At 59.7% G+C, this 23837-nt stretch carries 22 protein-coding genes and 1 pseudogene; 11 read left to right on the top strand and 12 right to left on the bottom strand.

Annotation, left to right across the window (positions count from 1 at the left end; genetic code table 11):
• Nucleotides 1-976 precede the first annotated feature (976 nt).
• From ACP8KU_RS08110 to ACP8KU_RS08100, 3 genes are read right to left on the bottom strand one after another with little or no spacing between them, the layout of a single operon-like run.
• The gene (locus tag ACP8KU_RS08110) at nucleotides 977-1609 is read right to left on the bottom strand and encodes a DUF3239 domain-containing protein (RefSeq protein ID WP_284644461.1); all 633 of its coding nucleotides are present in this window, start codon (nucleotides 1607-1609) and stop codon (nucleotides 977-979) included.
• Nucleotides 1609-3231: a DNA repair helicase XPB gene (locus ACP8KU_RS08105; protein WP_484483578.1), complete on the bottom strand. Its 1623-nt coding sequence runs from the start codon at nucleotides 3229-3231 to the stop codon at nucleotides 1609-1611. The genes ACP8KU_RS08110 and ACP8KU_RS08105 overlap by 1 nt, the downstream gene beginning before the upstream one ends.
• Complete coding sequence (locus tag ACP8KU_RS08100; protein WP_237800471.1) at nucleotides 3228-5255, bottom strand: helicase-associated domain-containing protein; 2028 nt, start codon at nucleotides 5253-5255, stop codon at nucleotides 3228-3230. The genes ACP8KU_RS08105 and ACP8KU_RS08100 overlap by 4 nt, the downstream gene beginning before the upstream one ends.
• A gap of 65 nt (nucleotides 5256-5320) precedes the next feature.
• On the opposite strand from ACP8KU_RS08100, the gene ACP8KU_RS08095 reads away from it, so the two are divergent.
• Entirely contained in the window at nucleotides 5321-5506 is a 186-nt protein-coding gene (locus tag ACP8KU_RS08095) for a hypothetical protein (protein ID WP_005279826.1), read from the top strand.
• Nucleotides 5507-5554: 48 nt separating this feature from the next.
• On the opposite strand, the gene ACP8KU_RS08090 is transcribed toward ACP8KU_RS08095, so the two are convergent.
• Nucleotides 5555-6175, bottom strand: a complete 621-nt coding sequence (locus ACP8KU_RS08090; RefSeq protein WP_023028483.1) for a resuscitation-promoting factor Rpf1 domain-containing protein — start codon at nucleotides 6173-6175, stop codon at nucleotides 5555-5557.
• 295 nt (nucleotides 6176-6470) lie between these two features.
• Between ACP8KU_RS08090 and ACP8KU_RS08085 the strand changes: the two genes are divergently transcribed.
• Complete coding sequence (locus tag ACP8KU_RS08085) at nucleotides 6471-6851, top strand: cold-shock protein (RefSeq protein WP_005279828.1); 381 nt, start codon at nucleotides 6471-6473, stop codon at nucleotides 6849-6851.
• Here the strand turns inward: ACP8KU_RS08085 and ACP8KU_RS08080 are convergent.
• Both ACP8KU_RS08080 and ACP8KU_RS08075 read right to left on the bottom strand, forming a co-directional pair.
• Nucleotides 6848-7381 (bottom strand): DUF2771 domain-containing protein, encoded by a 534-nt coding sequence (locus ACP8KU_RS08080; RefSeq protein ID WP_005279829.1) that lies wholly within the window; start codon nucleotides 7379-7381, stop codon nucleotides 6848-6850. The genes ACP8KU_RS08085 and ACP8KU_RS08080 overlap by 4 nt on opposite strands.
• 6 nt (nucleotides 7382-7387) lie before the next feature.
• The gene (locus ACP8KU_RS08075) at nucleotides 7388-8194 is read right to left on the bottom strand and encodes a glutaminyl-peptide cyclotransferase (protein ID WP_237800470.1); all 807 of its coding nucleotides are present in this window, start codon (nucleotides 8192-8194) and stop codon (nucleotides 7388-7390) included.
• A gap of 5 nt (nucleotides 8195-8199) precedes the next feature.
• Here ACP8KU_RS08075 and ACP8KU_RS08070 point away from each other — a divergent pair, with 5 nt between their 5' ends.
• The 3 genes and pseudogenes from ACP8KU_RS08070 (at nucleotide 8200) to ACP8KU_RS08060 (ending at nucleotide 11138) form a co-directional block, all read left to right on the top strand.
• The gene (locus ACP8KU_RS08070) at nucleotides 8200-8868 is read left to right on the top strand and encodes a DUF3027 domain-containing protein (protein WP_023030809.1); all 669 of its coding nucleotides are present in this window, start codon (nucleotides 8200-8202) and stop codon (nucleotides 8866-8868) included.
• A gap of 50 nt (nucleotides 8869-8918) precedes the next feature.
• Nucleotides 8919-10321 (top strand): annotated as a pseudogene (locus tag ACP8KU_RS08065) (NCS2 family permease).
• A 10-nt stretch (nucleotides 10322-10331) separates the two neighbouring features.
• Nucleotides 10332-11138: a TrmH family RNA methyltransferase gene (locus ACP8KU_RS08060; RefSeq protein ID WP_005279837.1), complete on the top strand. Its 807-nt coding sequence runs from the start codon at nucleotides 10332-10334 to the stop codon at nucleotides 11136-11138.
• Here the strand turns inward: ACP8KU_RS08060 and ACP8KU_RS08055 are convergent.
• The 3 genes from ACP8KU_RS08055 to serC all read right to left on the bottom strand — a co-directional run bounded on the left by ACP8KU_RS08055 (nucleotide 11099) and on the right by serC (nucleotide 14006).
• Nucleotides 11099-11929, bottom strand: coding sequence for a DUF6928 family protein (locus tag ACP8KU_RS08055; RefSeq protein ID WP_023028488.1), 831 nt, complete (start codon nucleotides 11927-11929; stop codon nucleotides 11099-11101). The two genes, ACP8KU_RS08060 and ACP8KU_RS08055, sit on opposite strands and share 40 nt — an antisense overlap.
• 3 nt (nucleotides 11930-11932) lie before the next feature.
• The gene (sepH, locus tag ACP8KU_RS08050) at nucleotides 11933-12781 is read right to left on the bottom strand and encodes a septation protein SepH (protein WP_484483577.1); all 849 of its coding nucleotides are present in this window, start codon (nucleotides 12779-12781) and stop codon (nucleotides 11933-11935) included.
• 106 nt (nucleotides 12782-12887) lie between these two features.
• Nucleotides 12888-14006, bottom strand: a complete 1119-nt coding sequence (gene serC, locus ACP8KU_RS08045) for a phosphoserine transaminase (protein WP_484483576.1) — start codon at nucleotides 14004-14006, stop codon at nucleotides 12888-12890.
• A 157-nt stretch (nucleotides 14007-14163) separates the two neighbouring features.
• Here serC and ACP8KU_RS08040 point away from each other — a divergent pair, with 157 nt between their 5' ends.
• The 6 genes from ACP8KU_RS08040 to ACP8KU_RS08015 all read left to right on the top strand — a co-directional run bounded on the left by ACP8KU_RS08040 (nucleotide 14164) and on the right by ACP8KU_RS08015 (nucleotide 20249).
• Nucleotides 14164-15456 (top strand): citrate synthase, encoded by a 1293-nt coding sequence (locus ACP8KU_RS08040; RefSeq protein ID WP_005279842.1) that lies wholly within the window; start codon nucleotides 14164-14166, stop codon nucleotides 15454-15456.
• Nucleotides 15457-15577: 121 nt separating this feature from the next.
• Nucleotides 15578-15937 carry an FKBP-type peptidyl-prolyl cis-trans isomerase gene (locus ACP8KU_RS08035; protein ID WP_005279843.1) on the top strand — a complete coding sequence of 120 codons (360 nt, stop codon included), beginning with the start codon at nucleotides 15578-15580 and terminating at the stop codon, nucleotides 15935-15937.
• 109 nt (nucleotides 15938-16046) lie between these two features.
• Entirely contained in the window at nucleotides 16047-16910 is an 864-nt protein-coding gene (locus tag ACP8KU_RS08030; protein WP_484483575.1) for an aldo/keto reductase, read from the top strand.
• Nucleotides 16911-17303: 393 nt separating this feature from the next.
• The gene (locus tag ACP8KU_RS08025; protein ID WP_005279845.1) at nucleotides 17304-17651 is read left to right on the top strand and encodes a DUF485 domain-containing protein; all 348 of its coding nucleotides are present in this window, start codon (nucleotides 17304-17306) and stop codon (nucleotides 17649-17651) included.
• Nucleotides 17652-19295, top strand: a complete 1644-nt coding sequence (locus ACP8KU_RS08020; protein WP_484483574.1) for a solute symporter family protein — start codon at nucleotides 17652-17654, stop codon at nucleotides 19293-19295.
• Between the two features lie 39 nt (nucleotides 19296-19334).
• Nucleotides 19335-20249 (top strand): hypothetical protein, encoded by a 915-nt coding sequence (locus tag ACP8KU_RS08015; RefSeq protein ID WP_436968685.1) that lies wholly within the window; start codon nucleotides 19335-19337, stop codon nucleotides 20247-20249.
• Nucleotides 20250-20251: 2 nt separating this feature from the next.
• On the opposite strand, the gene ACP8KU_RS08010 is transcribed toward ACP8KU_RS08015, so the two are convergent.
• The 3 genes from ACP8KU_RS08010 to ACP8KU_RS08000 all read right to left on the bottom strand — a co-directional run bounded on the left by ACP8KU_RS08010 (nucleotide 20252) and on the right by ACP8KU_RS08000 (nucleotide 23675).
• Entirely contained in the window at nucleotides 20252-21157 is a 906-nt protein-coding gene (locus ACP8KU_RS08010) for a DUF1906 domain-containing protein (RefSeq protein ID WP_284636162.1), read from the bottom strand.
• A 78-nt stretch (nucleotides 21158-21235) separates the two neighbouring features.
• On the bottom strand, nucleotides 21236-21664 hold the full coding sequence (locus ACP8KU_RS08005) for an OsmC family protein (protein WP_484483573.1): 429 nt from the start codon (nucleotides 21662-21664) through the stop codon (nucleotides 21236-21238).
• Nucleotides 21665-21674: 10 nt separating this feature from the next.
• Nucleotides 21675-23675, bottom strand: coding sequence for a poly(ethylene terephthalate) hydrolase family protein (locus ACP8KU_RS08000; protein WP_484483572.1), 2001 nt, complete (start codon nucleotides 23673-23675; stop codon nucleotides 21675-21677).
• Nucleotides 23676-23837: the final 162 nt, after the last annotated feature.

The raw sequence follows: 23837 nt of genomic DNA, 5'->3' as shown, positions 1-23837 counted from the left end.
CAGCATTTTAGTCTTTGACGTGATTTGCATGTATCCATTTGCCGTCCAGTTGCAAATCTGTGTACTTATACGTACACACACCACATCCGCTCACAATGAAAATTGTGATGGTGTGGTTTTCATTTTTATGGGGGGTCAGGTCCGTGCGCGCATTAAAGCTGTGCATGAGAAAGCCCGAACCATCGATAGGCTCGAGACGAATGCTAGTAGAGCACGGCAGTCATCGGGGAGTTGTTAATTATGGCTGTCTTGGCTTCTAACTCAGCATGTGAAGGGGAAACCTCGATAGGGGAGCTCTTACATCTAATTTTCGTATCATGGAAAATACGATAACTAAATCCAACCGTAACCGTCCCACCATCCCTCACTAACGCTTTGTCTCTTCCCCAGTGACAATTGCTTACGATCCCATCGCACTCAACGCGCGGGAACGTAAAAATCTTGTGGAACCACCAGCTCACCCAAGTTGGTTTGAAAACCGTGCGGATTTCACGGCAGTCCACAAAGTTCTCTACGTTTTTATCGTCTTCCAACTTAGGTACCCTTTCTCAACAGGAATGGTCGAAGCAGGGGCCTGACCCCCGGACAGTGGACACGTCGGGGGTCAGGTCCGTCAGAGTAAGCTCTTCTACCGCAATATCGCTCTATATAGGAGCGGCTTGAGGTAACTCTGCTACTTGCCCGCGTGATTGCTACGGTGGCTGAAAGGTCATCATTACAACAGGATGCCCCATAAGAGTTAGAGCATTTCATGGATTAGTAATCCAGTGAAATTTTACCAACACCACCACAACATCAAAACCGACCGACGCGTCAACTACAACATGGACCTAGGCACTGGCACCGTACCTACCAAGTAGACCACCCGAAAGGACCACTGGCCACCCACAACACACACTGGCACTACACCTGGAAGCAATTCTTAGACCACAAAAAGAAAAAGCACCAGAAACAATCTGGTGCTTGAGAGTCCTGACTAGAGGACGAGCAGGTCATAGCGGGTTGCTTTGACATCGGAAAGCCGCTTGCGGGCGCGATCTAGGCGCTGCCATTGGTCCTGTGGGATGGACTTGCGGGCGATGGTGACGGTTTCAGCATCGGGGGTTCCCCATGCAATAGGCATGGGAGAGATCTGCTGCCAATGCTCCTTATCGGATGAAGAACGTTGGCCGGAAACGGCGGCGACGGGAACCTTGGTGCCCACGGTGCGCTGAACGCCGGGGATGGCAGATACCGTGCGCAGGCACGCGCCCCAACGCGGGGGCAGGGAAGGATCCACGTTGGTATTGACCAAAGCCATGAGGACCATGTCACGCTCGTTGACCTCCGCGATGACGGCGGGAGCCAGCGGATAGGAGTCATAGAGAGATTGCGCCGTTCCCACCTTGCTGGCGGCGGCAACGCCGACAATCGCCACGACAATGCCGAACAGGATAAGCCCTAATCCCAAGGTAATACCCCAAGAAAACCTCCACCACACGGCGGCACCGGCGATTACGAGAATCAGCCCGAAGATAAGCCCGGACACGCGCAGGCGGTTGGAATCACGAAGTAGCTCATTATTGGACTTAGCAAAGGACTCGTCAACGTCGAACTTAAAGATTTTCATTAACCCAAGTCTACTGCGTCCATCAGCCGGTAGGCATATCCTTGCTCGGCGAGGAAGCGTTGGCGGTGCATGGCATAGTCGGCATCGAGGCTATCGCGGGTTACGAGCGTATAAAACAGGGCCTCGGTTTCTTTCGGGCGAAGCAGGCGGCCTAAGCGTTGCGCTTCTTCTTGGCGGGACCCAAAGGTTCCAGATACTTGGATAGCCAATGCGGCCTCGGGAAGGTCGATGGAAAAGTTCGCGACTTTAGAGACGACGAGCGTGGGCAAGCTTCCCTCGCGGAACTGCTGGAAGAGTTTTTCGCGCTTGGAAGTGGACGTGGAGCCATCGATGACGGGGCAGTCGAGGTGCGTGCCGAGTTCTCGGAGCTGGTCCACGTAGCCACCGATGATTAGCGCCTGCTGATCGTGGGAGGCGAGGATCTTGTCCACGGCGCGGAGCTTCGCGGAGGCTTGGGCCGCGATGCGGTAGCGGTCGCGCGGCTGCGCGGTGGCATAGAGCATGCGTTCTTCCGGATCCATATCCACGCGGACTTCGATGCACTCCGCGGTGGCGATATAGCCGGCCATTTCCAGCTCTTTCCACGGCGCGTCGTAACGCTTCGGGCCGATGAGGGAGAACACATCGCCTTCACGGCCATCCTCGCGCACGAGGGTGGCGGTAAGCCCTAGCCGGCGCCGCGATTGCAAGTCTGAGGTCATGCGGAATACGGGTGCGGGCAGCAGGTGGACCTCGTCGTAGATAATAAGGCCCCAGTCGCGGGAATCGAAGAGTTCAAGGGCGCGGTACTCACCCTTGGTTTTTCGGGTGACCACTTGATAGGTGGCGATGGTGATCGGCTTGATTTCTTTCTTTTCACCGGAGTACTCGCCGATGTCGTTGGCGGAAAGCGTCGTGCGGCGCAAGAGCTCGTCGCGCCATTGGCGGCCGGCAACGGTATTGGTGACCAAGATGAGGGTGGTAGATTGCGCCTTTGCCATGGCGGCGGCACCAATGATGGTTTTTCCGGCACCGCAAGGCAAGACCACTACGCCCGAACCGCCGGACCAGAAGGCGTCGGTGGCGTATTCCTGGTAATTGCGCAGGTGCCAGCCATCCTCGTTCAGCGCGATGGGGTGGGATTCACCGTCGATGTAGCCGGCGAGGTCTTCGGCGGGCCAGCCGGCTTTGAGGAGTTCCTGCTTGAGGCGGCCGCGCTCGGAGGGCGCGACGGCGATGGTGTTGTCATCGATGCGCGCACCAAGCAGTTTTCCTACTTTGCCCCGGGAGAGCTCGGTAAGGATGGCGGGCTCTTCCGACTCGAGGATGAGCCCGTGGGCGGGGTGGGCGTGGAGGCGGACGCGGCCGTAGCGCGACATGGTTTCGGCGACATCGACAAGCAGCGATTGCGGGACCGGGAACCGGGAGTAGGTTTCGAGGACATCGACGACCTGCTCGGCGTCGTGTCCGGCGGCGCGGGCATTCCATAGCGCCAGGGAAGTAATGCGGTAGGTATGTACGTGTTCGGGGGCGCGTTCCAGCTCCGCGAACGGTGCGAGGGCGGTGCGCGCAGCGGCGGAATCTGGATGATCGACTTCCAGCAAGACGGTCTTGTCTGACTGCACAATCAGTGGTCCGTTCATGCGTCTAGGGTAACGGAGGTGATGCGGTGCAAGGGAAACCGGATGGTGGAGCCATCGGCGGCGCGGGCATCGATTTGGCCACCGGCGACGGTCAGTGGGGTGACGGTGCGGGTCTTGGTATTGCCATTTTTATCGGCATAGCCAATGGTGATGGGGCGTGCGGTACGTGCGGCGGCGTGGACCAGATCCAGGTTGGGCAGGCTTGGAGCCTCCCCAGTGGTGAGGTTGCGCAGTGCACGGGCGATATCCGGCGGAGCGGCTTGGGCGCGGGGGCTGGGTGTGGGAAGCGTCGCGGGCTCGGGCGCGATGGACAGGCTAGCGCCGTTTTCGTCCTCGGCAGCGGGGGAGAGGCCGTTTTCGCGCAGGCGCTCCAACAGCTCGCTGACGCGCAGCTGGGAAATCGCGACCGTGGGGGCTAGCAGGCGCAGCGGGGCGGCCTTCGCGGCGATCTGCAAGAGGGCTGGGTCCTCGCTGCGCAGGTAGGACAGGGCAGGCCCAGAGCGCAAGGTGCCGTGGCGCTTGGCGATGTCCTCGATGTGGAACGCCAGCGTATGCGGGACATCGCCATGCGCGGCGAAGAAGTCGCGGATCTCTGTGCCCGTCATCCCGCGGTCGAGGCCGCGGCGAATGGAGGCATCGCTGATGCGGTAGACGCTGGCTAAACCGGGCGATTCTAGGTCCGCGAGGGACTCCAGGGTGTGGTGGGCCGCAGGCTCGAGGGGCCCTGGCACGAGCACGGTCATATCCGCTTGAATCAGGAAATAATCGATGGTGTCTGGGGTTAAGGCATCGGCCGCAGCGAAGCCATCGATGAGCACGCTGGTAGCTCGCCCGAGCGCGATGGCGCCTATCCATTCGGCCTCGCGGTGCAGCTCCTCGATGGTCTCTGGGGAGGTGTGCGTTGCAAAAAGGGGAAAGGAAAAATGCAGATCCTCTTGAAACTCGGCCGCGGATAGCGGCTGCGCGGAGTGGAGATACACATCGAGGATATGCCGGCGAAACTTGGGCAGGCGGTCGGTGCTGGCTGCGAGTACCCGGCCAGATTCCCACGGGGTCCAAGGGGAATGCTCCCAGGCCACGAGGAGCACGCGCCACTGCGCGGCTAATCCTGCATCGAGCCACTCTTGGGCGGAATCGGTCGGCGCGAGGAAGTTTCCCTCGTACCCAGACGGTTCGCCGCGGTTGATAAGACGCGCAGATAGGCCAAGCGTAATCAGGCGGCGCAGTTCTGGTTCCGCGATGTCCAGCTGCTTGCTGAGCTGGGCAAGGGGGCGCACGCCGACGGTCTTATCCTTGAGCAGCTCGATCGGCCGGGCACCCAGGGCAGAAATGAGCTGTTGCATGCCGCGCACCACGGACAGGCCCGCGGCGGTGCCGGCGTCATCGGCCTTGCGGTCAGCGGTGGGCTCGCCGCGCCGCGCGGAGGGCTCGGTGGGAATATGCGGGACGGTGTGCCCCTTCATCGCGCGGTGCACCTCGCGCGGCAGGCGAACGGTCTGGGAGTCGACGCGCTGTAAGAGCTGCTTGGCAATCAAACGCGGCACCGGGTGGGACGGATTGGTCTCGCGGGTGGTACCGATGCCATTGGAGCGCGCCAAGGTGGCAAGGACGTGGCGTTCGTCTTCAGCAAGGGCATCGATTGTTGTTGGCGATACCTCGAGCTGATTAAGCAGCGACCAGCCGGTGGGCAGCGCAGGCATGACCTCCGGCGGGATTTGCACCGCGCCGAAGGCGAGGCCGCGTTCCTTGAGCTCGCGGGTGATGGCGGGGTTGTGGTCTTCTACCTCTGCAAGTTCGCCGCCGCGCTTGGCGATGTCCTCCAGTACCGCCAACTGCTGTGCGTTACACTCCGCTAGCGCTCGGGCGATAGAGGTGCGCAAGAGGAGCCGCGTGGCCAGTGCCGCGATGGAGGGCGGCAGCGGGGCTAAAACATCGGGGCGGTGGCGAAGGATGGTGGCCAGTTCTTCTTCTGAAAGGGAATTAAGCCAGGTGCGAAAATGCGGGAGGTGGGAGGACTGAGTCATGATAAATCACAATTTTAGCGCCCGATTGAGTTACGTTTTTGCCCGAGGTTTGAAATAATAAAGCTATGTCGAATGAAAAGAATGGCTTTGTTTCCCCGGCGTGGCCGGACAATGAACACCGCGAGCATGCAATTACGGAAATTTCTGCGCCTTTTGCTGGTGCTTCCAGCCCCTACGGCGACGATCTGGTGCTGCCGATGCCGGCAGAGAAGTTGAACTACGTTCACCCTTATACCCGCATCAACCGCTAAAAAAATTCCCCTTGCCGCGGACGGCGAGGGGAATTTTTATGTGCTTATTTAGCGGCTGAAGTTCTCAACCAGCTGCGCAACCGGGTCGATGACGTTGCGGTTTGCGGAGTAGAACGCATCAAAGTCGTGGCGGTTGGCGTGGTAGAAGTCGGTGAACTGCGCCGGCAGCTGCAGGCCATAAGCGTTAGCGGTGTCCTTAACGAGGTTGTAGACGGCGTCTACGGCGAGCTCATCGGACTTGTTTTCTACTGCCTGTTGCACTGGCTGCGGTGCCTCAGCGGGTGCGGAAGGAGCGGTGCGCTCGGTCGGCGCGGAGTTCAGGCCGAGGGAGGCCGAGCATGCGGGCCATGCGCCCCAGCCCTGGTTAGCCAGGGTGCGCTCAGCGATGACAATCTGCTGCTCGCGGGTTGCCTGGTTAGCGGTAGGGGCGAATTCACCGCCGCCGTATGCCTGCCAGGTCTGCGCGTTGAACTGCAGGCCGCCGTGGTAGCCATTGCCGGTGTTGATGTGCCAGTCGCCGCCGGACTCGCACTGTGCGAGGCGGTCCCAGTCGGAGTCAGGGGCAGCGGCGGCGTTCGGTGCCATGATGGCGGCGGCTGCGCCCAAGGCAACGGTGCCCGCGGTGAACTTAGCGGCAAAGTGGTTAGTCTTAGCGGAGTGGCGTCCCATAAAAGTAGTCCTTTCCGTGGTGCCCGTTTTCGTGGAAATGATTTGCGCCTAGAAGAAAGGATGGGCGGGGAAACCTTCTTTGCGGCGACACTGGGGGCCAGCGTAGCGGTTTATAACGAAATAGTCACGTTCTGGGCACTAAATGGGAAAGAATTGAGACTATTGTGGTTCCGTCTGTAATATTTCCGCAGGTAATTGCGGTGTTGTGAACTATATCACACGACACGTGGAACTTCTGTTCTGTATAACTTCCAGCTAAACTTAAGACTTTACCCAAGAGAAGAGGTGGATACCTATGCCCATTGGCAAAGTGAAGTGGTATGACGCCGAGAAAGGTTTCGGTTTCGTTAGCAACCCGGGCGATGAAGACGTCTACGTCGGCCGGAATGTCCTGCCCAAGGGAGTAGAAGAAATCTTTCCGGGCCAGCGCATCGAATTCGATTTCGCGGCGGGGCGCCGCGGGCCGCAGGCGCTGCGGGTGCGCGTGCTGGATAAGCCGCGCCGCCGCACGCCGTCGCGCAAGCCGGAAGAGCTCGGCAGCATGGTCTCTGATGTCATGACCCTGCTGGAATCCCAGGTGCAGCCGGTGCTGAACTCGGGGCGCTACCCCGAGCGCAAGACCGGGCGCCAAGTAGCAGAAATCCTCCGCGCGATTGCGAAGGATTTAGATAGTTAATTATCCATGGTGGATAGGGACCACACGGTGGCGAGGGGGGTTTCTTCGCCATCGTCGTCGGTGCCAATCATGAGGGAGGAGACCTCCACCACCATGAGCCGGGGGCGCTCGCCAGTCGATGCCTCGATGGGATCTACCGAACCGGGGATATCTACCTCGGTCGTTTCATTCGCACCGTGAGAGGTCTCATCATTGGCGGCGGGGTCATCATAAATGGACAGCACCTTCCATTCGTGATTAGAAATCTCCTCGGGGATTTCAAGATGCAAGGTGTCATCCTCGCCCACGGTTAGCTGGGGGACATCGCCTTCAGGGCAATCGGTTCCCGGCTCGCATACGAGGTAGGGCGTGACCTCCTTGGTGTTATCCCCCACGGAGGCGGTAATCGCAATCTCGCTCGGCTCAGGGCCTGGCCGCGAATTGCGCCAGCTCTGGAAGATCACCGCGGAGGCGACGATGACCGCCACGACCACGATGAGCGCGAGGATTTGCAGCAGCGACTTTTTCCTTGCTTCCTTACGGGTTGCCATGGCCCATTACTTTACTCGAACGCGGTAGAGCTCATCCCACCGCTTGCCGGTAAGCCAGAATTCATCGGTGCCCTTGATATGGGCGATGCCATTTAAGACATCATCGGGATCGGTGTATTTCGATTTATCGATGGCATCGGTAGAAATCACCGCGGTGACCTCCCCAGAGGAGGGATCGATGCGGTAGATATCGTTGGTCTGCCACACGTTGGCATAGACATCACCGTCCACGCATTCCAGCTCGTTGAGATCCTCTACGGGCGAGCCCTCGAGGGTGACCTCGGTGGTGGAGCGCTCCGCAAAGGTTTCCGGATCCATGTGCCGCAGGGTAGAGGTGCCATCGGACATGATGAGCTCGTCCTGGTTGGCACAAAGCCCCCAGCCTTCGCCGGTATAGGTGGCGGTCCCAGTGCGCTGGAAGTCGCCGTCATAGCGCAGGGCCTGCCCGCGCTTCCAGGTCAATTGCCAGATGGAATCGCCGTATTGGGTAATGCCTTCCCCAAAAAGCGAGTCATCCAGGGCATGGGCTTGGAGGACCTCGCCGGTTTCAGGGGAGAAGCGGATGAGCTTGGATTCGCCCCATTGCCCGGTGCCGAGCAGGAGGTTGCCCTCTCCGTCTTCTTCTAGGCCTTGCGTAAAGGAGTTCTCTGGCAGCGGCGCGGTATCGAGGACTTCCACTGATAGGTGCTCGGGGGAGGAAGATTCAGAAGCATCAGAAGAGCAGGCTGTTAAGGCGCAGCAGGGCACGGCAATGAGCGCGGCGCGGCGGAGAAACGACATGCACCATATGTACCACTGTTGGCGGGCCATCATGAATAATGAGGGGCGTGAGTAAGCGAAAAGCAAATCCGTTGATCGATTCCCGCGCCGTACGCATTGCGCGTGAGGCATTGGAAGAGGTGGGGGAAGGGGGCATCGGCAAGCATAGGGGCGTCGCCGGAATGGGCCGCAACGTTGTCACCCATCGCTTTGCGGCGGATATGCCGGGCTACCCAGGATGGGAATGGCAGGCCGTGCTCGCGTGCGCGGATGGCTCGCGCTACGTCACCGTCAACGAGGTGGCGCTGGTGCCGGGCGGGGAGGCGCTGCAGGCCCCGGAGTGGGTGCCGTATGAGGATCGCGTGCTGCCGGGGGATTTGGGCCCGGGAGACCTCATGCCGCCGGCCATCGATGATGAGCGCCTGAATGGAGATGAGCTTTCCGCCAAGGGGCTGGCGGATGCCAAGCATCGCTGGCAAGAAGAATATGGCCCAACCTCGGAGATGGCGGCCAAGGCGCACCTGCAGTGCCGCACGTGCGCTTTTTATATGCAATTCATGGATAACTTTGGGGTATGCGCCAACGAGTATTCCGCCGATGGTCGCGTTGTACATGCGCGCTACGGTTGCGGTGCGCATTCGCAGACGCGGGTGAGCGAGGAGAAGGCGCCGGCCGCGGCCTTCGATGATGAAAAGCCCATTTACCAAGATTTTGATTTTGAGGATTAAGGCAGCACACTTAGGGCGTAAAAATACCGCTCTACGTGAAAGGGCACGGCGTGAAAGCCACTCTCGATCGCTATTTCCACATTTCTGAACGCGGTTCCACCATCGGAACCGAGCTACGCGCGGGAACGGTCTCGTTCTTCGCCATGGCATACATTATTTTGCTCAACCCGCTGATCCTGGGCACGAGCCCGGACGCGGAGGGCTATACCTTAGGCGTGCCGCAGGTTGCGGCCGCCACGGCGCTGGTCGCCGGCGTGATGTCCATTGCCTTCGGTGCGATTGCGAAGTACCCCTTCGCCATGGCCGCGGGCCTGGGCATGAATACCTTCGTTGCCGTCAGCATGGTCGCCACCAGCGGGCTGACCTGGCAAGAAGCAATGGGCCTCGTGGTAATCGAGGGCCTTATCATCGTCCTGCTCGCCGTGTCCGGATTCCGCACCGCGGTATTTGACGCCATCCCGCAGCCGATGAAGGCCGCGATGGGCGTGGGCATTGGCATGTTCATCGCCATGATCGGTTTCGTGGATGGCGGGTTCGTCACCCGCGTGCCCGATGCCGCACAGACCACCGTGCCGGTGGGGCTGGGCATTAATGGCTCGATTGCCACCTGGCCGGCGGTGGTCTTCGTCATCGGCCTTATTGTTTGTGCCTTTATGGTCATCCGCAATGTGCCGGGCGGGCTTTTTATTGCCATCATCCTCAACACCGTGATTGCTTTTATTGTTCAGGCGCTCACGGACTCCGAGGACTGGGGCATGGCCGCCCCGGAGAGCCCGGAGGCGCTGGGAGGCCTGCCGGATCTTTCCATCGTGGGCGATGTGAACCTGGTTGGCGCCTTTGCCAATATTGGCGTGATTTCCACGGTCCTGCTCATCTTCACCCTGCTGCTGACCAACTTCTTTGATGCCATGGGCACCATGACCGGGCTGGGCAAGCAGGCCAAGCTCGTGGATGACAACGGCAACCTGCCGGGTATGAAGAAGGCGCTGGTCGTGGAAGGCGCCGGCGCGGTGGCCGGTGGCTTGGGCTCGGCATCCTCGAATACCGTTTTTGCGGATTCCTCTGCCGGCATTGCCGATGGCGCGCGCACCGGCCTGGCCAATATCATGACCGGCTTGCTGTTTATCGCCGCGATGTTTTCACCCCGCTCTATGAGATCGTGCCCATCGAGGCCGCCGCGCCCGTCCTGGTCATCGTCGGCGTGATGATGGCCGCGCAGCTCACGGATATCCCGTGGACCCGCATGGAAGTGGCCATCCCGGCCTTTTTAACCATCGTGGTCATGCCGTTTACCTATTCCATTGCTAACGGCATTGGCGTGGGCTTTATTACCTTCGCGCTCATGTCCACCTTTGCTGGTAAGGCCAAGCAGGTGCACTGGATCATGTGGCTGCTTGCTGGCTTGTTCGTCATTTACTTTGGCATCGATCCGATTTCGGAGGCCATCGGCTAGCCTGGAAGGCATGCACATTTCTGATCCCCGTGACCCTCGTCTGGATGATATTCGGAACCTCAATAAATCCGATAAATCCGGCGAGGGTTTGGTCATTGCAGAAGGCCCCTTGGTGGCCGCCCGCCTGATGGAATCGCGGTTTCCCATGCGTTGCTTGGTGGGCTTTCCCCAGAAGCTGGAGGCCTTCTTTGCCGAGTACGGCGAGCCCGAGTGCCCCGTCTACGAGGTCTCGCGCGAGACCCTGGCGGAGGTCGCGGGCTTCGATATGCACCGCGGTTTGGTTGCCGCAGCGGACCGCGCCCCAGAGCCGGAGGTGGGCGAGATCCTGGAGCAGGCCCGCACCATCGCCGTGCTGGAGGGCGTGGGGGATCATGAAAATATCGGCGCCATTTTCCGCCACGCGGCCGGCATGAACGTGGATGCGGTCTTGCTCGGCTCGGGTGCTGCGGATCCGCTCTATCGCCGCTCGGTGCGCGTATCCATGGGCCACGTGCTTCGCGTGCCCTTTGCCCATTTGGAGGGCGGTTTCACCACGTGGCAGCGTTCCTTGCAGGCGCTTGCCGATGCCTCCTTTACCCTCATTTCCTTAACCCCCAACCCCCAGGCGGTGCACCTAGCAGAGGCCATGCACGGGCAGGACAAGGTGGCCATGCTGGTAGGCGCGGAGGGCCCCGGGCTTACCGAGCACGCGATGAAGGCCACTGATATCCGCGCGCGGATACCGATGGCCCCTGGTACCGATTCCCTTAATGTTGCGACCGCGGCCGCCATTTCCTTTTATGAGCGCCAGCGTTCCTTGAGTGACTTGAACGTCTGACGCAGCCAGTTGCTAATCAACGAGCCGAGGTGCTTGGCGGTGGAAAGGATCTCATCGCCGGTGGAATCCGGCTCGGCATCGTGATCCTCGTAGTCGTCATAATCATTTAGACCCAGCCGGTTCGCAGATTGCGCGGCGAACTCGCTGACCGGTTGCTTTGGCTTCGGCGGATCGATCTTGGGCTCTGGGCGCCCGTCCACGGCATAACCCACGACGTCCAGGTCTGGGCCTTCCCGCCCCACGGTGATGCCCAACCAGTGTTCCTGGGCGGCCTCCATGATGCTGTGGGGCCTAAACGGCAGCGAAATGCCGCCGAGGGATTCGTCCTTTTCGCCGGCCCAAAACGGCGCCTCGAAGGGCTCGGGCAAGCCGGTGTCCTCGTAGAGGCGGTCGCGCGTGGCGCACAGGCAGCGCTTGAGCTCGCCGCCTTCCCACAGTGCGAAGCCCGCATAGTCCTCGTCCGCGTTGCTGACCAGCGCGATGACCCGCTGGGCGGGGACCGCGTTTAAGAGGTCTTGCGGCAGTTGGGAGAGCAGGACGGAATCGCCCTCGCAGACCGTTTGCACCACGGTAATGCCTGGATAGCCGCCGATGTAGTACTCATTCGGATCCGTCTGCGCGGAGCGGTTCAGGGGGAATTGCCCAATCGGGGTGACCGGGAATTTCGGGTTGAGCTGGGCTAGGAACTTGCGGCCGAAACCGCGGTCCGCCTTGGGCTCGGTCTTGAGAACTTCTTCAGCTCCGGGCTTGGAGATGTACCACAGCGTGAGAACGGCATGAGAGATGTCCACTGTTTAGTCCCTCGGGCGCTTGGTATTGGAGCGAACGCCCAAGAGCACGTCCTCCCAGTGTGGGGTCACGGCCTTGCGGCGGCGCTTCGAGGGCTTGGGCTCGGAGGAAGGATTCTGCAGGAATTCCTCTTCCTCCGCCTCCTCGCTGGAGCCGGAAATATCGGTGACATTGGCGGGCTGGTTGCCGTCAATGGCTTCGTCGTAGCGGCCGCTTCCCAGGGAGGTCAGCGATCGCACCGGCTGCACGAAGTCCGGGTCCGTAAGGTCTGCCGCGACCGAGTTGCGGGCCTCGACCGTAGCGGGGGAGGACATGGACTGCTTGAAGGTCCATTCCGCCTCGTTCTCAGAAAGGCCAGCCTTCCAGGTCACGCGCACCGCCCACGGCTCGCCCTGATGGCGGTAGGCATCCCACGTGGATTCTGAAAGGGAATGGCCGCGGGCGGCAAAGGAGCTCGCCAGTACTTCCCACAGGGTGAGCTTGGCGGGGCCGTCTTCGCGCACCGGGTGGGCCTGCTTGGCCACCTCAGAAATGCGGTTGCGCTCCAGCATGACCGGGTAGGCAAAAGGCTCGATGCGCGATTCATCGACATGCATTTCTTCCGCGAGCTCTGCCGTGGAAGCACCGGCACGGATGCGGTTTTGGATCTCCGCCGGCCGGATCTGCTTTTCTTCCTCTTCGTGGGAGGGCTTGGGCATCGGCGCTAGCTTCGGCGGCTCCGGCTTGCTAGCGGCGGGCGTGAGGGCGGAACGCAGCTCATCGGTGATGGGAAGGGAAAACTCTTCGCCTTCTTCGGTGCGTAGCACCAATGAGTCTTCGCTCGATTCGCTGTCAACGAGAAACAGCTCGCGCATAGTGTGGCGCTCCTTTGCCTATCGACGGAAGGACGGATCTGTGATGCAGTCAACTATAACGCGAAAAGGCCCCGCGCCAGGCGAGGCGGCGGGGCATGTTGATGACTTAGTTGGCATCCAGCACGTAGTCGATGCACTGCGTGAGCTTGGCGATGTCCTCGGTTTCAATCGCCGGGAACATGCCCACGCGCAGCTGGTTGCGGCCCAGCTTGCGGTACGGCTCGACATCGAGAATGCCGTTGGCGCGCAGGGTGGCGGCAAGTTGTGCGGCATCCACGGATTCGTCGAAATCGATGGTGCCCACGACCAGCGAGCGCGCCGCCGGGTCGCTGACGAACGGGGTGGCCTCCGGGCGGGATTCGGCCCAGTTGTACAGCGTGGAGGAGGACTCGGTGGTGCGCTTGACCATGCCGTCGAGCCCGCCGTTGTCATTCATCCACTGAATCTGGTTATCCAGCATGAGCAGGGTGGCTATCGCCGGGGTGTTATAGGTCTGGTTCTTGCGGGAGTTATTCACCGCGGTCTGCAGGTTCAAAAACTCCGGAATGAAGCGGTCAGAGTTGTTGATCTTTTCGATGCGCTCTAAGGCCGCCGGGGACATCGCGGCGAGCCAGAGTCCGCCGTCGGAAGCAAAGCACTTCTGCGGCGAAAAGTAGTACACGTCGGTCTCTGCAATATTGAGGGGAAGGCCGCCGGCGCCAGAGGTGGCATCGACAAGCACGAGCTGCTGGTCGTTGTGGGGGTGGGGGCGAACGACCTCCGTCATCGCGCCGGTCGAGGTTTCATTGTGGGCCCAGGCGGCGACATCGGCATCGGCCGCAAGCTCGCGCGGATCCGGGGCGGTGCCGGCGGGGGATTCGGTAAGAGCCGGGGCATCGAGCCACGGGGCCTTGGAGGCTGCCTTGGCAAACTTGGTGGAGAACTCGCCAAAGGTGAGGTGGGCCGACTGGCGCTCGATAAGGCCGAAGGTAGCCGCGTCCCAAAAAGCGGTGGCGCCGCCCAAAGACAGGACGATCTCGTAGCCTTCAGGAAGCGAGAACAGATCGCTTAAGCCCTCGCGTACGGATCCCACGAGGTTTTTCACCGCCGGCTGGCGGTGCGAGGTGCCCACGATAGCGGGGTCTATGGCCTCGATCTGGGCGGGGCGCACCTTGGAGGGGCCGCAGCCAAAGCGGCCATCGGAAGGCAAGAGATCTGCTGGCAGGGTGATTTCTGGAGTACTCATGCCGCCAGTGTAGAACAGTTCCGGTTGTACGGCAGGTATTTTGATGCCTGTAAACTTGTTGGCAGAATCACAAAGTTTGCTAGAGTGTGAATAGGTATAAGGCTGACTTGTCTAAGTTAGTGCCTTAAAGAACTCTTTAACAGGGAAAGGAAATTCCGTGTCTACTGAAGAAAACAAGGTAGTACTCAAGCACGCTGGCAACGAGTACGAGATGGATATCAAGCAGTCCACTGAGGGTGATTCCGGCTTCGATATCTCCAAGCTCCGCAAGGAAACCGGGCTTGTTACCTTCGACCCCGGCTACACCTCCACCGGCTCCACCGAGTCCAAGATTACCTTTATTAACGGTGAGGAGGGCATCCTTCGCTACCGTGGCTACGATATTGCTGAATTGGCAAATAACGCCACCTTCAATGAGGTTTCCTACCTGCTGATTAAGGGCCACCTGCCGGATGAGCAGGAACTGTCGCAGTTCAATAGCGCCATCCGCCACCACACCCTCTTGGACGAGGACTTTAAGGCGCAGTTCAACATCTTCCCGCGCGATGCCCACCCGATGGCCGTGCTTGCTTCCTCCGTGAACATTCTCTCCAGCTACTACCAAGACCAGCTGGACCCACTGGATGAGGAGCAGCTGGACAAGGCCACCGTTCGCCTGCTGGCTAAGGTGCCGATGCTGGCCGCTTACGCTTACCGCGCATCCCAGGGCAAGCCATATATGTACCCGGATAACAACCTGAACGCGCGCGAGAACTTCCTGCGCATGATGTTCGGTTACCCCACCGAGGAGTACGAGGTTGACCCGGTTGTCTCCAAGGCGCTGGACAAGCTGCTCATCCTGCACGCTGACCACGAGCAGAACTGCTCCACCTCCACCGTCCGCATGATTGGTTCCGCACAGGCCAACATGTTCGTCTCCATCGCCGGCGGCATCAACGCCCTGTCCGGCCCGCTGCACGGTGGTGCTAACCAGGCCGTGCTGGAGATGCTCGAGGACATCGAGAAGAACAACGGCGGCGACGCTACCGACTTCATGAACCGCGTGAAGAACAAGGAAAAGGGCGTTCGCCTGATGGGCTTCGGCCACCGCGTGTACAAGAACTACGACCCACGCGCGGCCATCGTCAAGGAAACCGCACACGAGATCATCGATCACCTGGGCGGCGACCCAATGCTGGACCTGGCCATGAAGCTGGAAGAGATCGCGTTGAATGACGATTACTTCGTCTCCCGCAAGCTCTACCCGAACGTGGACTTCTACACCGGCCTCATTTACCGCGCCATGGGCTTCCCGACGGACTTCTTCACTGTCCTCTTCGCCATCGGCCGCCTGCCGGGCTGGATCGCTCAGTACCGCGAGCAGCTGGAGATGAACACCAAGATCAACCGTCCTCGCCAGATTTACACCGGTGAAACCCTGCGCAAGGTTACCCCTCGCAGTGAGCGCTAAATAGCGCTTTTGGTCGCCCCAATTCAGCCGAATCGGGCTTGAGCACTATAATTGGTGCAGCTCGGTTCGGTTTTATTGCGACCGCACGAACAAACTAGATTTCCCAAGGAGAATAATCCCCATGGATAAACCTGTTATTGAAGCCCAGTCTGGCCCGGCGCCGACCGACCTCGTCATCGAGGACATCGTCGTAGGCGATGGCGCTGAAGCCCAGCCTGGTGGCGTAGTGGAGGTCCACTACGTTGGTGCCGAATATGAGACCAACCAAGAATTCGATTCCTCGTGGGACCGTGGCCAGTCCATCGAGTTCCCTCTGACCGGTCTCATTGCCGGCTGGCAAGAGGGCATCCCGGGAATGAAGGTGGGCGGTCGCCGTCAACTCATCATCCCGCCGGAAAAGGCCTACGGCCCCGCCGGCGGTGCGCACCCGCTGTCCGGCCGCACCCTGGTCTTTATCATTGACCTGATCCGCGCCGACTAAACTGCGCTAAAAACGTTGAACCGGCTCCCGAAAAAGGGGAGCCGGTTTTTCGTTGTACTGGGGCCTTAGTTCTTTCAAGTGCCCGCATAAGACGGGAAACTGGGGCACAATGGGAACTATGACTGTGCCAACTATTTCTTTCAATGATGACCGCGAGATGCCCCAGCTCGGTCTGGGCACCTACAAGCTCAATGATGATGAATGCATTCACGTAGTCCGCGAAGCCATTGACCTGGGCTACCGCCACTTTGATACGGCGACGCTGTACAAGAACGAAGAGGCCTTGGGTACTGCGCTCCACCAGGCCATTGACGCGGGCGATGTCAGCCGCGAGGACCTGTTTATCACCTCCAAGGTCTGGCACTCCCACCACGGCGCGCAGAAGGCGGAACAAGCCTTCCAGGAATCCATGGAGAAGCTGAAGCTGGATTACTTGGACCTGTACCTCATCCACTGGCCGTGGCCACAGGGCGGGCTGTACGTGGAGACCTTTGAATCCATTGCCCGCCTGCAGGGGATGGGCCAGATCGCTTCCATTGGTGTTGCTAACTTCTACGAGGAGGTCCTCGAGGATCTCATTGACAAGACCGGTATTACCCCGGTGCTCAACCAAGTGGAGCTGCACCCTGGGTTCGCCCAGCCGGAGCTGCGCGAATTCCACCACAAGCACGGCATCGTGACCGAGGCGTGGTCGCCGCTGGCGCGCGGCGTGGTGCTCAATAACCCGGAGATTGAAAAGATTGCCGCCGCGCACGAGGCTACCGAGGGCCAGGTGGTGCTGGCGTACCTGATGGCCAAGGGCATTTCCGTTATTCCGAAGTCTGCCCGCAGCGAGCGGCTCAAGGAGAACCTGGCCGCCGCGGAGCTGGAGCTGGGCAAGGATGAAATCGCAGCGATTGACTCCTTGGAAGGTCAAGAAGGCTTTGGCCGCATGTTTAATGACCCCCGCGAATTCCCGGGCGCGGAGGGCTAAGAACACACCTCGGGTTAAGGGGCCACCGGCGACGGCGTCGTCGGTGGCTTTTGCTGTGCAGGATGGCTGAGTGGGAAGTACGTGCTGGTTAAGGCACTCACCTCGCTGATAGGTGGTTCCTTTCGCGCCGCCTTTACTCATTAGTTAATGTCTGGTTAACAAAATTTGCGAACACGTTAACTCTGGGGTGGAGGGGGTGATTTGCAAAGAATATTAGCCCAGTTCACCGGAACCTATCGGGCTAAAAGGGGGGAGTTTTTGTGAGGCATATTGGCAATATTTACTGCTTTGCAAAGATTGTTCTGTATCTTACATAGCAACGCGGGTAGTGATGGACAACACATTGCGCCTCGTTTGTACAGAACCTCTCTCACCCAAGGAGACAACCCTTCTATGAGTGATACAACTGCTCCAGTCGAGCGCCGTGAGCTTACGGCAGCCGACTACATAGAAATGCGCGATAGCGAAGAGTTTGGCGAGCTGCGCAGCGCTTATCGTAGCTTCACCTTTCCCATGACCGTCGCGTTTTTCGTGTGGTACATCGTCTACGTGCTCACCGCCGTGTTTGCGCCTGATTTTATGGCCATTGAGCTTGGCGATGGCGGCTGGAACGTCGGCCTCGTCTTCGGCCTGGCCCAGTTCCTGACCACGTTCATCATTACCTGGATTTACGTGAAATACGCCAATAAGAATATTCAGCCTAAATCGGTTGCTATTCGCGAGAAGTTGGAGGCCAAGTAAATGACTACCACTTACCTTGCACAAGAAACTTCTGCCGGTAACCCGATTCTGAATATCTCCATCTTCGGCATCTTCCTCGTGGTTACCATGGCCGTCGTGTTGCGCGCCGGCAAGACTACGAAGAAGGCGTCTGACTTCTATACCGGCGGTGGCTCGTTCTCCGGCCGCCAGAATGGCTTGGCCATTTCCGGTGACTACCTTTCTGCGGCATCCTTCCTCGGCATCGTTGGTGCGGTGGCGCTGAACGGCTACGACGGATTCTTGTACTCCGTCGGCTTCTTCGTCGCTTGGCTCGTAGCCCTGATGCTCGTGGCTGAGCCGATGCGTAACGTGGGCCGCTTTACCATGGCGGACGTTTTGTCCTTCCGCCTGAAGCAAAAGCCGGTGCGCGTGGCCGCGTCCATCGCCACACTCTTCGTGACGCTGTTCTACCTCATTGCCCAGATGGCCGGCGCCGGTTCGCTGGTGGCCGTGCTGCTGAACATCCATGACTTCAAGTGGCAGGCAGTTGTCGTCGGTATCGTCGGCGTGCTGATGATCCTCTACGTCTTGGTCGGCGGCATGAAGGGCACCACCTACGTGCAGATGATTAAGGCCGTCCTGTTGGTGACCGGTGTGGTCGTCATGTGCATCATGGTGTTTGTCTCCCTGCGCGGTGGCTTCAGCAACATGTTCAGCACCGCGATTGATATGCACGCATCGTCCGATTACCTCCATGAAAAGGGCTATGAGGCCAAGGAAATCATGGAGCCGGGCCTGAAGTACGGTGGCTCTACCGCCGCTAAGCTGGACTTCATCTCCTTGGGTATGTCCCTCGTGTTGGGTGTGGGCGGCTTGCCACACGTTCTGATGCGCTTCTACACCGTGCCGACCGCCGTTGAGGCGCGCCGCTCCGTGACCTGGGCCATCGTTATCATCGGTGCCTTCTACCTGATGACCCTGATCCTGGGCTACGGTGCAGCCGCACTGGTTGGCCCGGACCGCATCCTGAACGCACCGGGTGGCGCGAACGCCGCAGCACCGCTGCTGGCACTGGAAATCGGTGGCTCCATCTTCATGGCCATTATTTCCGCCGTGGCCTTTGCTACCGTGCTCGCCGTGGTGGCGGGCCTGGCGATTACCGCCTCCGCCTCCATCGCGCACGATATCTACCACGCGGTTATCCGCAACGGTGAATCCACCGAGGCGGAGCAGGTGCGCGTCTCGCAGGCCACCGTGGTGGTCCTGGGTATCGTCTCCATTATCTTGGGTATCTTGGCGATGACCCAGAACGTGGCCTTCCTGGTCTCCCTGGCCTTCGCTGTGGCGGCATCGGCTAACCTGCCGACCATCCTGTACTCGCTGTACTGGCGCCGCTTCAACACCGCGGGTGCCGTGGCCTCCATGTACACCGGTGTTGTCTCCTGCTTGGTCCTCATCTTCTTCTCCCCGGCGGTATCCGGTAACGAAAGCGCCATGTTCCCGAACGCGGACTGGGCTATCTTCCCGCTGACCTCGCCGGGTCTGGTCAGCATCCCGCTGTCCTTCTTCGTCGGTTGGTTTGTCTCCATCGTGACCAAGCCGGACAACTTGGACGAACTGGCGGCAGAGATGGAAGTTCGTTCCCTGACCGGTGTGGGAGTCGAGGCCCCAGTCCAGCACTAATTGCCCGAAAAGGAGCAATTACCGGTAATATGGTTCGACGTGTTTAATCCGTCCTCTCTCAACGCGGCGGCATCAGTAAAGGCTGGTGCCGCCCTTGCCGTGTGCATGCTAGCCTGCTCTACGGTTGCTGGGTGCAGCAATAGTGAGCGAGATAGCACCGCCAAAGCCGAAGACACCACGATCACCGCGCATAGGGTGGCAACCGTGCCCCAGCGGATCAATGAGTTCCTCAAGGGGGATGAGGGCCATTCCATTAGCTATATTCGCCTGCACGATGGCATGTATATGGGTTCTGCGGCCGAACACGATCCCCGCCCGGCGCTCAGCCTCATCAAGCTCTATATCGCCACCTACGTCATTGAGCAGGGCGAGTACGAGGATAAATACGAAGCGCTCGGCATGATCGCCAGCTCTTCTGATAAGAGCGCCGAAGAGCTCTTTAAAAAGTACCCGGATTCCATCGATAAGATTGCCAAGGAATACGATCTGGAATCCACCAAGGCGGGCGAGACCTGGGGCTATTCGGAAACCTCCACCTATGACGTGGCCAGCTTCATCTCCCAGCTCATCAAGCGCGATGAAACCCACCCCGTGCTGGTGGCTATGTCGCACGCGGATCCCGTCTCAGAAGATGGCTATGACCAGGATTATGGCACCGCGAAGCTCTCAAATGTGGTGGGCAGCAAGTGGGGCTGGTCTAATGACAAGTCCATCAATTCCTCGGTGTCCTTTGGCAAGAACTTCGTCGCCGCGGCCTCCATTAATGGTTCTGCCGATGACCTCACGGACTACGTCAAGAGCGAAATCACCGGCGAGAACCTGGGTAAGGCTACCGAGCGGTTCCTGAAGTACAAGGACGGCGAGGACGTCCCGCCCATCGAGACGACCTCGGAGAAGCCGTCCTCGAGCGAGAAGAAGGACGAAAAGAAGTCCTCCGAGCCCAAGGGGAAATAGGCCTACTTAATGGCCTTGGCGATGTCCTGGGCGGCATCGGCAAGCCCGCGGATTTGCTCGTTGCTTAGCGATGACCCCTTAAAGCTCACCCCATCCGCGTTGAGCTGCGGCAGCTCCGGCATATTCGGGATGGCCTTGTCCAGGGTGGAGCTGAGATCCTGGATGCCTGGCTGCTTGGAACCGGGCGTCCATTGGCCCCAGTCGCTGGCATAGACCTCGTTGACATCGACAATGACGTTCTCGATGGTCTGCTGGCGCGACTGCGGTAGCTGGTGAATGGTGGTCTTGGGGTGGATTTTCCCGTTGGAACCCCAATCGTGCATCCAGTAGAACGTGCCAATCCCATCCTGGCTGGTCCACTCGATGGTGTTGTAGTTGCCGTAGACGCCGGTTTGGTAGCCGGCGACAGACAGCGCCTTGGAGAATGCCTGCAGGTATGGCCGGATGAACTGGGTGTAGTGCTCGCGGGTGGGATTATCGTCGATGGCGATATAAATGGGGCGGTGCGTGGGTCCACCGGCGGCCTTGTGCAGCGAAATGGCCTGCGGGGCGTGGATGGCAGCGCCGGCCGCGCCCTGCTTCCAATCGGCGGTTTCGGCGCGGCCGAATTGATAGACCGAGGCCGTGGGCAGGCCGGCGGCGGCATTGGCGGCAGCCTCTTGCAGCGTGACCGGCTTGCCGGTCATCCAAGCCGCGCCGGGGCGCTTATTGGAGACGTAGCGAATGGCACCGATGTGTCCCGCGCGCTTGATGGCGGCGGGGGAGGGTATGCCGGAGGAGAAGTCGATGATGGTCCCGCGCACTGGGCCGAGGGCGGCGGCAGAGGGTGCGGCCGCACCGATGGCTCCGGCGGTAACGGCAAGGGCGCTTGCCTTCAAGAGGCCGCGACGAGATAGAGATGGTGACATGAAAAGCTCCTGCAGTGATCGCATTAGTCACAATAGTTAACAAATGCACCATAGCAGGAGATAGTGGGGGAATCGTGTTTATTTTGACTCGTTGCTAAATTCCACGTTCGTGGCGTGTTCCACGGTGCGAGATACCGTGCAGTCCTTCTCGTGGGAGATGCGGATGAGGTTATCCACGAGCGTGCGGGCCTTATCGCCGTCCGGGGTGGAGGGGAAGGCGAGGTCGAAGGCAACGCGGACATCGGAAAGCCGCGAGGCGCCATCCTCATCCACGCGGTCGCCCTCTGCGCGTACCTGGAAAGACTCCGGCTCGGTGCGCCGGGAGGTCACGACATCCACGTCCACCGCGGTGCACCCAGCGACGGCGGCCAGCAGGAGCTCTACCGGCGATAACAGGCTCTCCCCACGTCCGAATTCGATGCTGGCGCCATCCGCATTGGTGGCGCGGTACACCGAATTTTCTACGCGGTTAAGGTCAACGGAATACTGCTTAGTGATTTCACTCATGGCTTAAAGCTTAAGCCAGGCTCGGGATATAGGCCACGCTGCCGCCCAAGGACATCGTGATAAAGATGGGCGCGATAACCAGGGGGCCAAGCCATACGCGGCCGGTATTGGCATAAAACATCTTGTTCAAGATGGGCAGCAGGATCATCATGGGCAAGATGGACTGCAGCATGTTCACATACAGCCAGTCATCGGTCCAGTGCACCGTGCCGGTGGCGGCGAAGACGGAGTACTGGATAACGAAGATCATCGCCAAGCCGACGGAGTTAGCTAGCGCCGCAATGAGGTAGGTCTGCCACTTGGGCGTATCGCTATAGCGCGTGCCCACGCCGGCGCGAATGGAGTTGGCCAGGTAGAAGATGAACATCGCCGGCACGTACATGAGCGCCACCAAGAACCAGCGCAGCGTTAGCGGGCGGGAGGCCACGACCAAGAAGCGGTAATCGCTGTGGAAGGCAAGGTAGACGATGGATAGCACGGAGAAGTACACGAAGAGCAGGATGAAGGCCAGCAGTAGCGTGCGCCAGAAGGTGCGCCAGCTCATCGTGATGCCCCACGCGCGGGCGCGCTCGCCGCGGGCATAGGTGGACTTATCCCGGGTGATATAGAACAAGATAAGCCCCACGATGCCGTTGACGATGGCCCACAAGACCACCGAGTTGACCATGCGCGCCGGGAAGAACCAGGTGCTGACCTTATTCGCGGCATCGTAGAAAACGTCTTGCGAAAGGTCCGCCAGCGGCATGAACGTGAAGAACGCGATGGCCGCCGAAAGCACGAAGAACGCCCAGAACTTCGCGGCCTCTTTACCCCGCGGACGCTTCGGCACCGTCGGGAGCGCCTGTGCCACCGGGGCGAAGTAGCGGGTGCGCAAGAGCATGCGGGTCAGCGGGAAAAGCATGGCAATGCCGCCGATGAGGGACAGGAGGTTAAAGACCTCCTTGAGCCACCACGTCTGATTGCCGGAATCCATCTTCACCGGCGCATCCAGGGTGTCATCGAAGAACTCGAGGATACTGCCGATGGCACTGGGTGTCAGCGGCTGCAGCGGGTGCAGCGTTTCATCGTTATAGGCAACGCGGTAGGTGCCCTTGTCGATGTCCCCGTAGCCACGGCCGATCTCAATGCGGTCCACCTGGTCTTCTTTCTTAAGGCCAGAGTTGACCATGGACAGGGCCTCCGGCGCATCGCGCAGATCACCATCGCCATTGATATTGCGGTAGCCGCCTTCATCGTAGCGGGCATACCCCAGCGCCATATTGGAGTGCACGTGGGCAAACTTCTTATCGTTTAAGTTCTTGAGCCAGCCAGAGATAAAGACCGCGGAAATCTTATCCAGGTCCTCGGCGCGCTTGCGCTCGCCATCTGTGATGGTGGTGCCGCCTTCGCTATCTGGATCCTTGGCAGCTTTGAGGGCATCATCGACCTTCTTGCCGTATTTATTGGCCGCGGTGCGCACCGCGGTACCACCGGCGGAGTGGCCGGTAATGCCGATGCGATCCTCATCGACGTAATTAAACGTATCCAAGTGGTCAGTGACGTAATCAATGGCGGTTACGACGGCGGTATCGCCATCGTCCGGGTGCTGCGAACTCGATTCGCCCTGGTTATATGGGTCAACCACCAGGGTGACAAAGCCGCGCCGGGCCAATTCCAGCGAGTTGGAGACCTGAGTTTCCTTGGTGCGCTGGAAACCGGGCGAGACGATGACCATGGGTGCTTTATTCTCCGGTGTCGCGTCCTTGGGCCGGAAAAGATCGGCGGTCACGGTGGCGCCGTGCTTGCCGGCGATTTTGAGATCGGTGACCTGAATATTGCCGCCGTTGGTCTGCACCAAGGAGGAACCCAAGGCACCAACGACAACGATCACAATGCAGATAAAAAGCTTCCAGCCATCGCTAAAGCGGCGCTTTTTGGTGAGCTCTTCTGGGCTTGCCGATGCCTGTTCGGTCACGGTTTTGATATCCCGGTCTTCTGCGGGGCTGGTTGGGGGAGTGTTGGATGCGGACATGTACGCGTTCCTTAGACGTAATAGACGGTTAGTACATGGGCACAAAGTGTCCGAAGTGAAGAATGTTATTTTTCAACCGCTAAGTACTGTAGGACGGTGTGCACATTCCGGCAAAAGATTTCACTATTCGGGGGTGGAGTGCAGTTGCGGGGTGGGTACTAC

The organism is Corynebacterium sp. LaCa_282, assembly GCF_057198125.1.
This window is presented reverse-complemented; position numbering and strand designations above follow the sequence as displayed.

What these genes read in the sequence shown, in the direction of transcription:
- ACP8KU_RS08000 (WP_484483572.1), bottom strand. Translation starts at nt 23,675, where the DNA reads ATGTCCGCATCCAACACTCCCCCAACCAGCCCCGCAGAAGACCGGGAT.
- ACP8KU_RS08080 (WP_005279829.1), bottom strand. Translation starts at nt 7,381, where the DNA reads ATGGCAACCCGTAAGGAAGCAAGGAAAAAGTCGCTGCTGCAAATCCTC.
- ACP8KU_RS08030 (WP_484483575.1), top strand. Translation starts at nt 16,047, where the DNA reads ATGGGAACTATGACTGTGCCAACTATTTCTTTCAATGATGACCGCGAG.
- sepH (WP_484483577.1), bottom strand. Translation starts at nt 12,781, where the DNA reads ATGCGCGAGCTGTTTCTCGTTGACAGCGAATCGAGCGAAGACTCATTG.
- ACP8KU_RS08070 (WP_023030809.1), top strand. Translation starts at nt 8,200, where the DNA reads ATGAGGGGCGTGAGTAAGCGAAAAGCAAATCCGTTGATCGATTCCCGC.
- ACP8KU_RS08110 (WP_284644461.1), bottom strand. Translation starts at nt 1,609, where the DNA reads ATGAAAATCTTTAAGTTCGACGTTGACGAGTCCTTTGCTAAGTCCAAT.
- ACP8KU_RS08090 (WP_023028483.1), bottom strand. Translation starts at nt 6,175, where the DNA reads ATGGGACGCCACTCCGCTAAGACTAACCACTTTGCCGCTAAGTTCACC.
- ACP8KU_RS08010 (WP_284636162.1), bottom strand. Translation starts at nt 21,157, where the DNA reads ATGTCACCATCTCTATCTCGTCGCGGCCTCTTGAAGGCAAGCGCCCTT.
- ACP8KU_RS08085 (WP_005279828.1), top strand. Translation starts at nt 6,471, where the DNA reads ATGCCCATTGGCAAAGTGAAGTGGTATGACGCCGAGAAAGGTTTCGGT.
- ACP8KU_RS08100 (WP_237800471.1), bottom strand. Translation starts at nt 5,255, where the DNA reads ATGACTCAGTCCTCCCACCTCCCGCATTTTCGCACCTGGCTTAATTCC.
- ACP8KU_RS08020 (WP_484483574.1), top strand. Translation starts at nt 17,652, where the DNA reads ATGACTACCACTTACCTTGCACAAGAAACTTCTGCCGGTAACCCGATT.
- ACP8KU_RS08025 (WP_005279845.1), top strand. Translation starts at nt 17,304, where the DNA reads ATGAGTGATACAACTGCTCCAGTCGAGCGCCGTGAGCTTACGGCAGCC.
- ACP8KU_RS08105 (WP_484483578.1), bottom strand. Translation starts at nt 3,231, where the DNA reads ATGAACGGACCACTGATTGTGCAGTCAGACAAGACCGTCTTGCTGGAA.
- ACP8KU_RS08075 (WP_237800470.1), bottom strand. Translation starts at nt 8,194, where the DNA reads ATGATGGCCCGCCAACAGTGGTACATATGGTGCATGTCGTTTCTCCGC.
- ACP8KU_RS08095 (WP_005279826.1), top strand. Translation starts at nt 5,321, where the DNA reads ATGTCGAATGAAAAGAATGGCTTTGTTTCCCCGGCGTGGCCGGACAAT.
- serC (WP_484483576.1), bottom strand. Translation starts at nt 14,006, where the DNA reads ATGAGTACTCCAGAAATCACCCTGCCAGCAGATCTCTTGCCTTCCGAT.
- ACP8KU_RS08060 (WP_005279837.1), top strand. Translation starts at nt 10,332, where the DNA reads ATGCACATTTCTGATCCCCGTGACCCTCGTCTGGATGATATTCGGAAC.
- ACP8KU_RS08035 (WP_005279843.1), top strand. Translation starts at nt 15,578, where the DNA reads ATGGATAAACCTGTTATTGAAGCCCAGTCTGGCCCGGCGCCGACCGAC.
- ACP8KU_RS08005 (WP_484483573.1), bottom strand. Translation starts at nt 21,664, where the DNA reads ATGAGTGAAATCACTAAGCAGTATTCCGTTGACCTTAACCGCGTAGAA.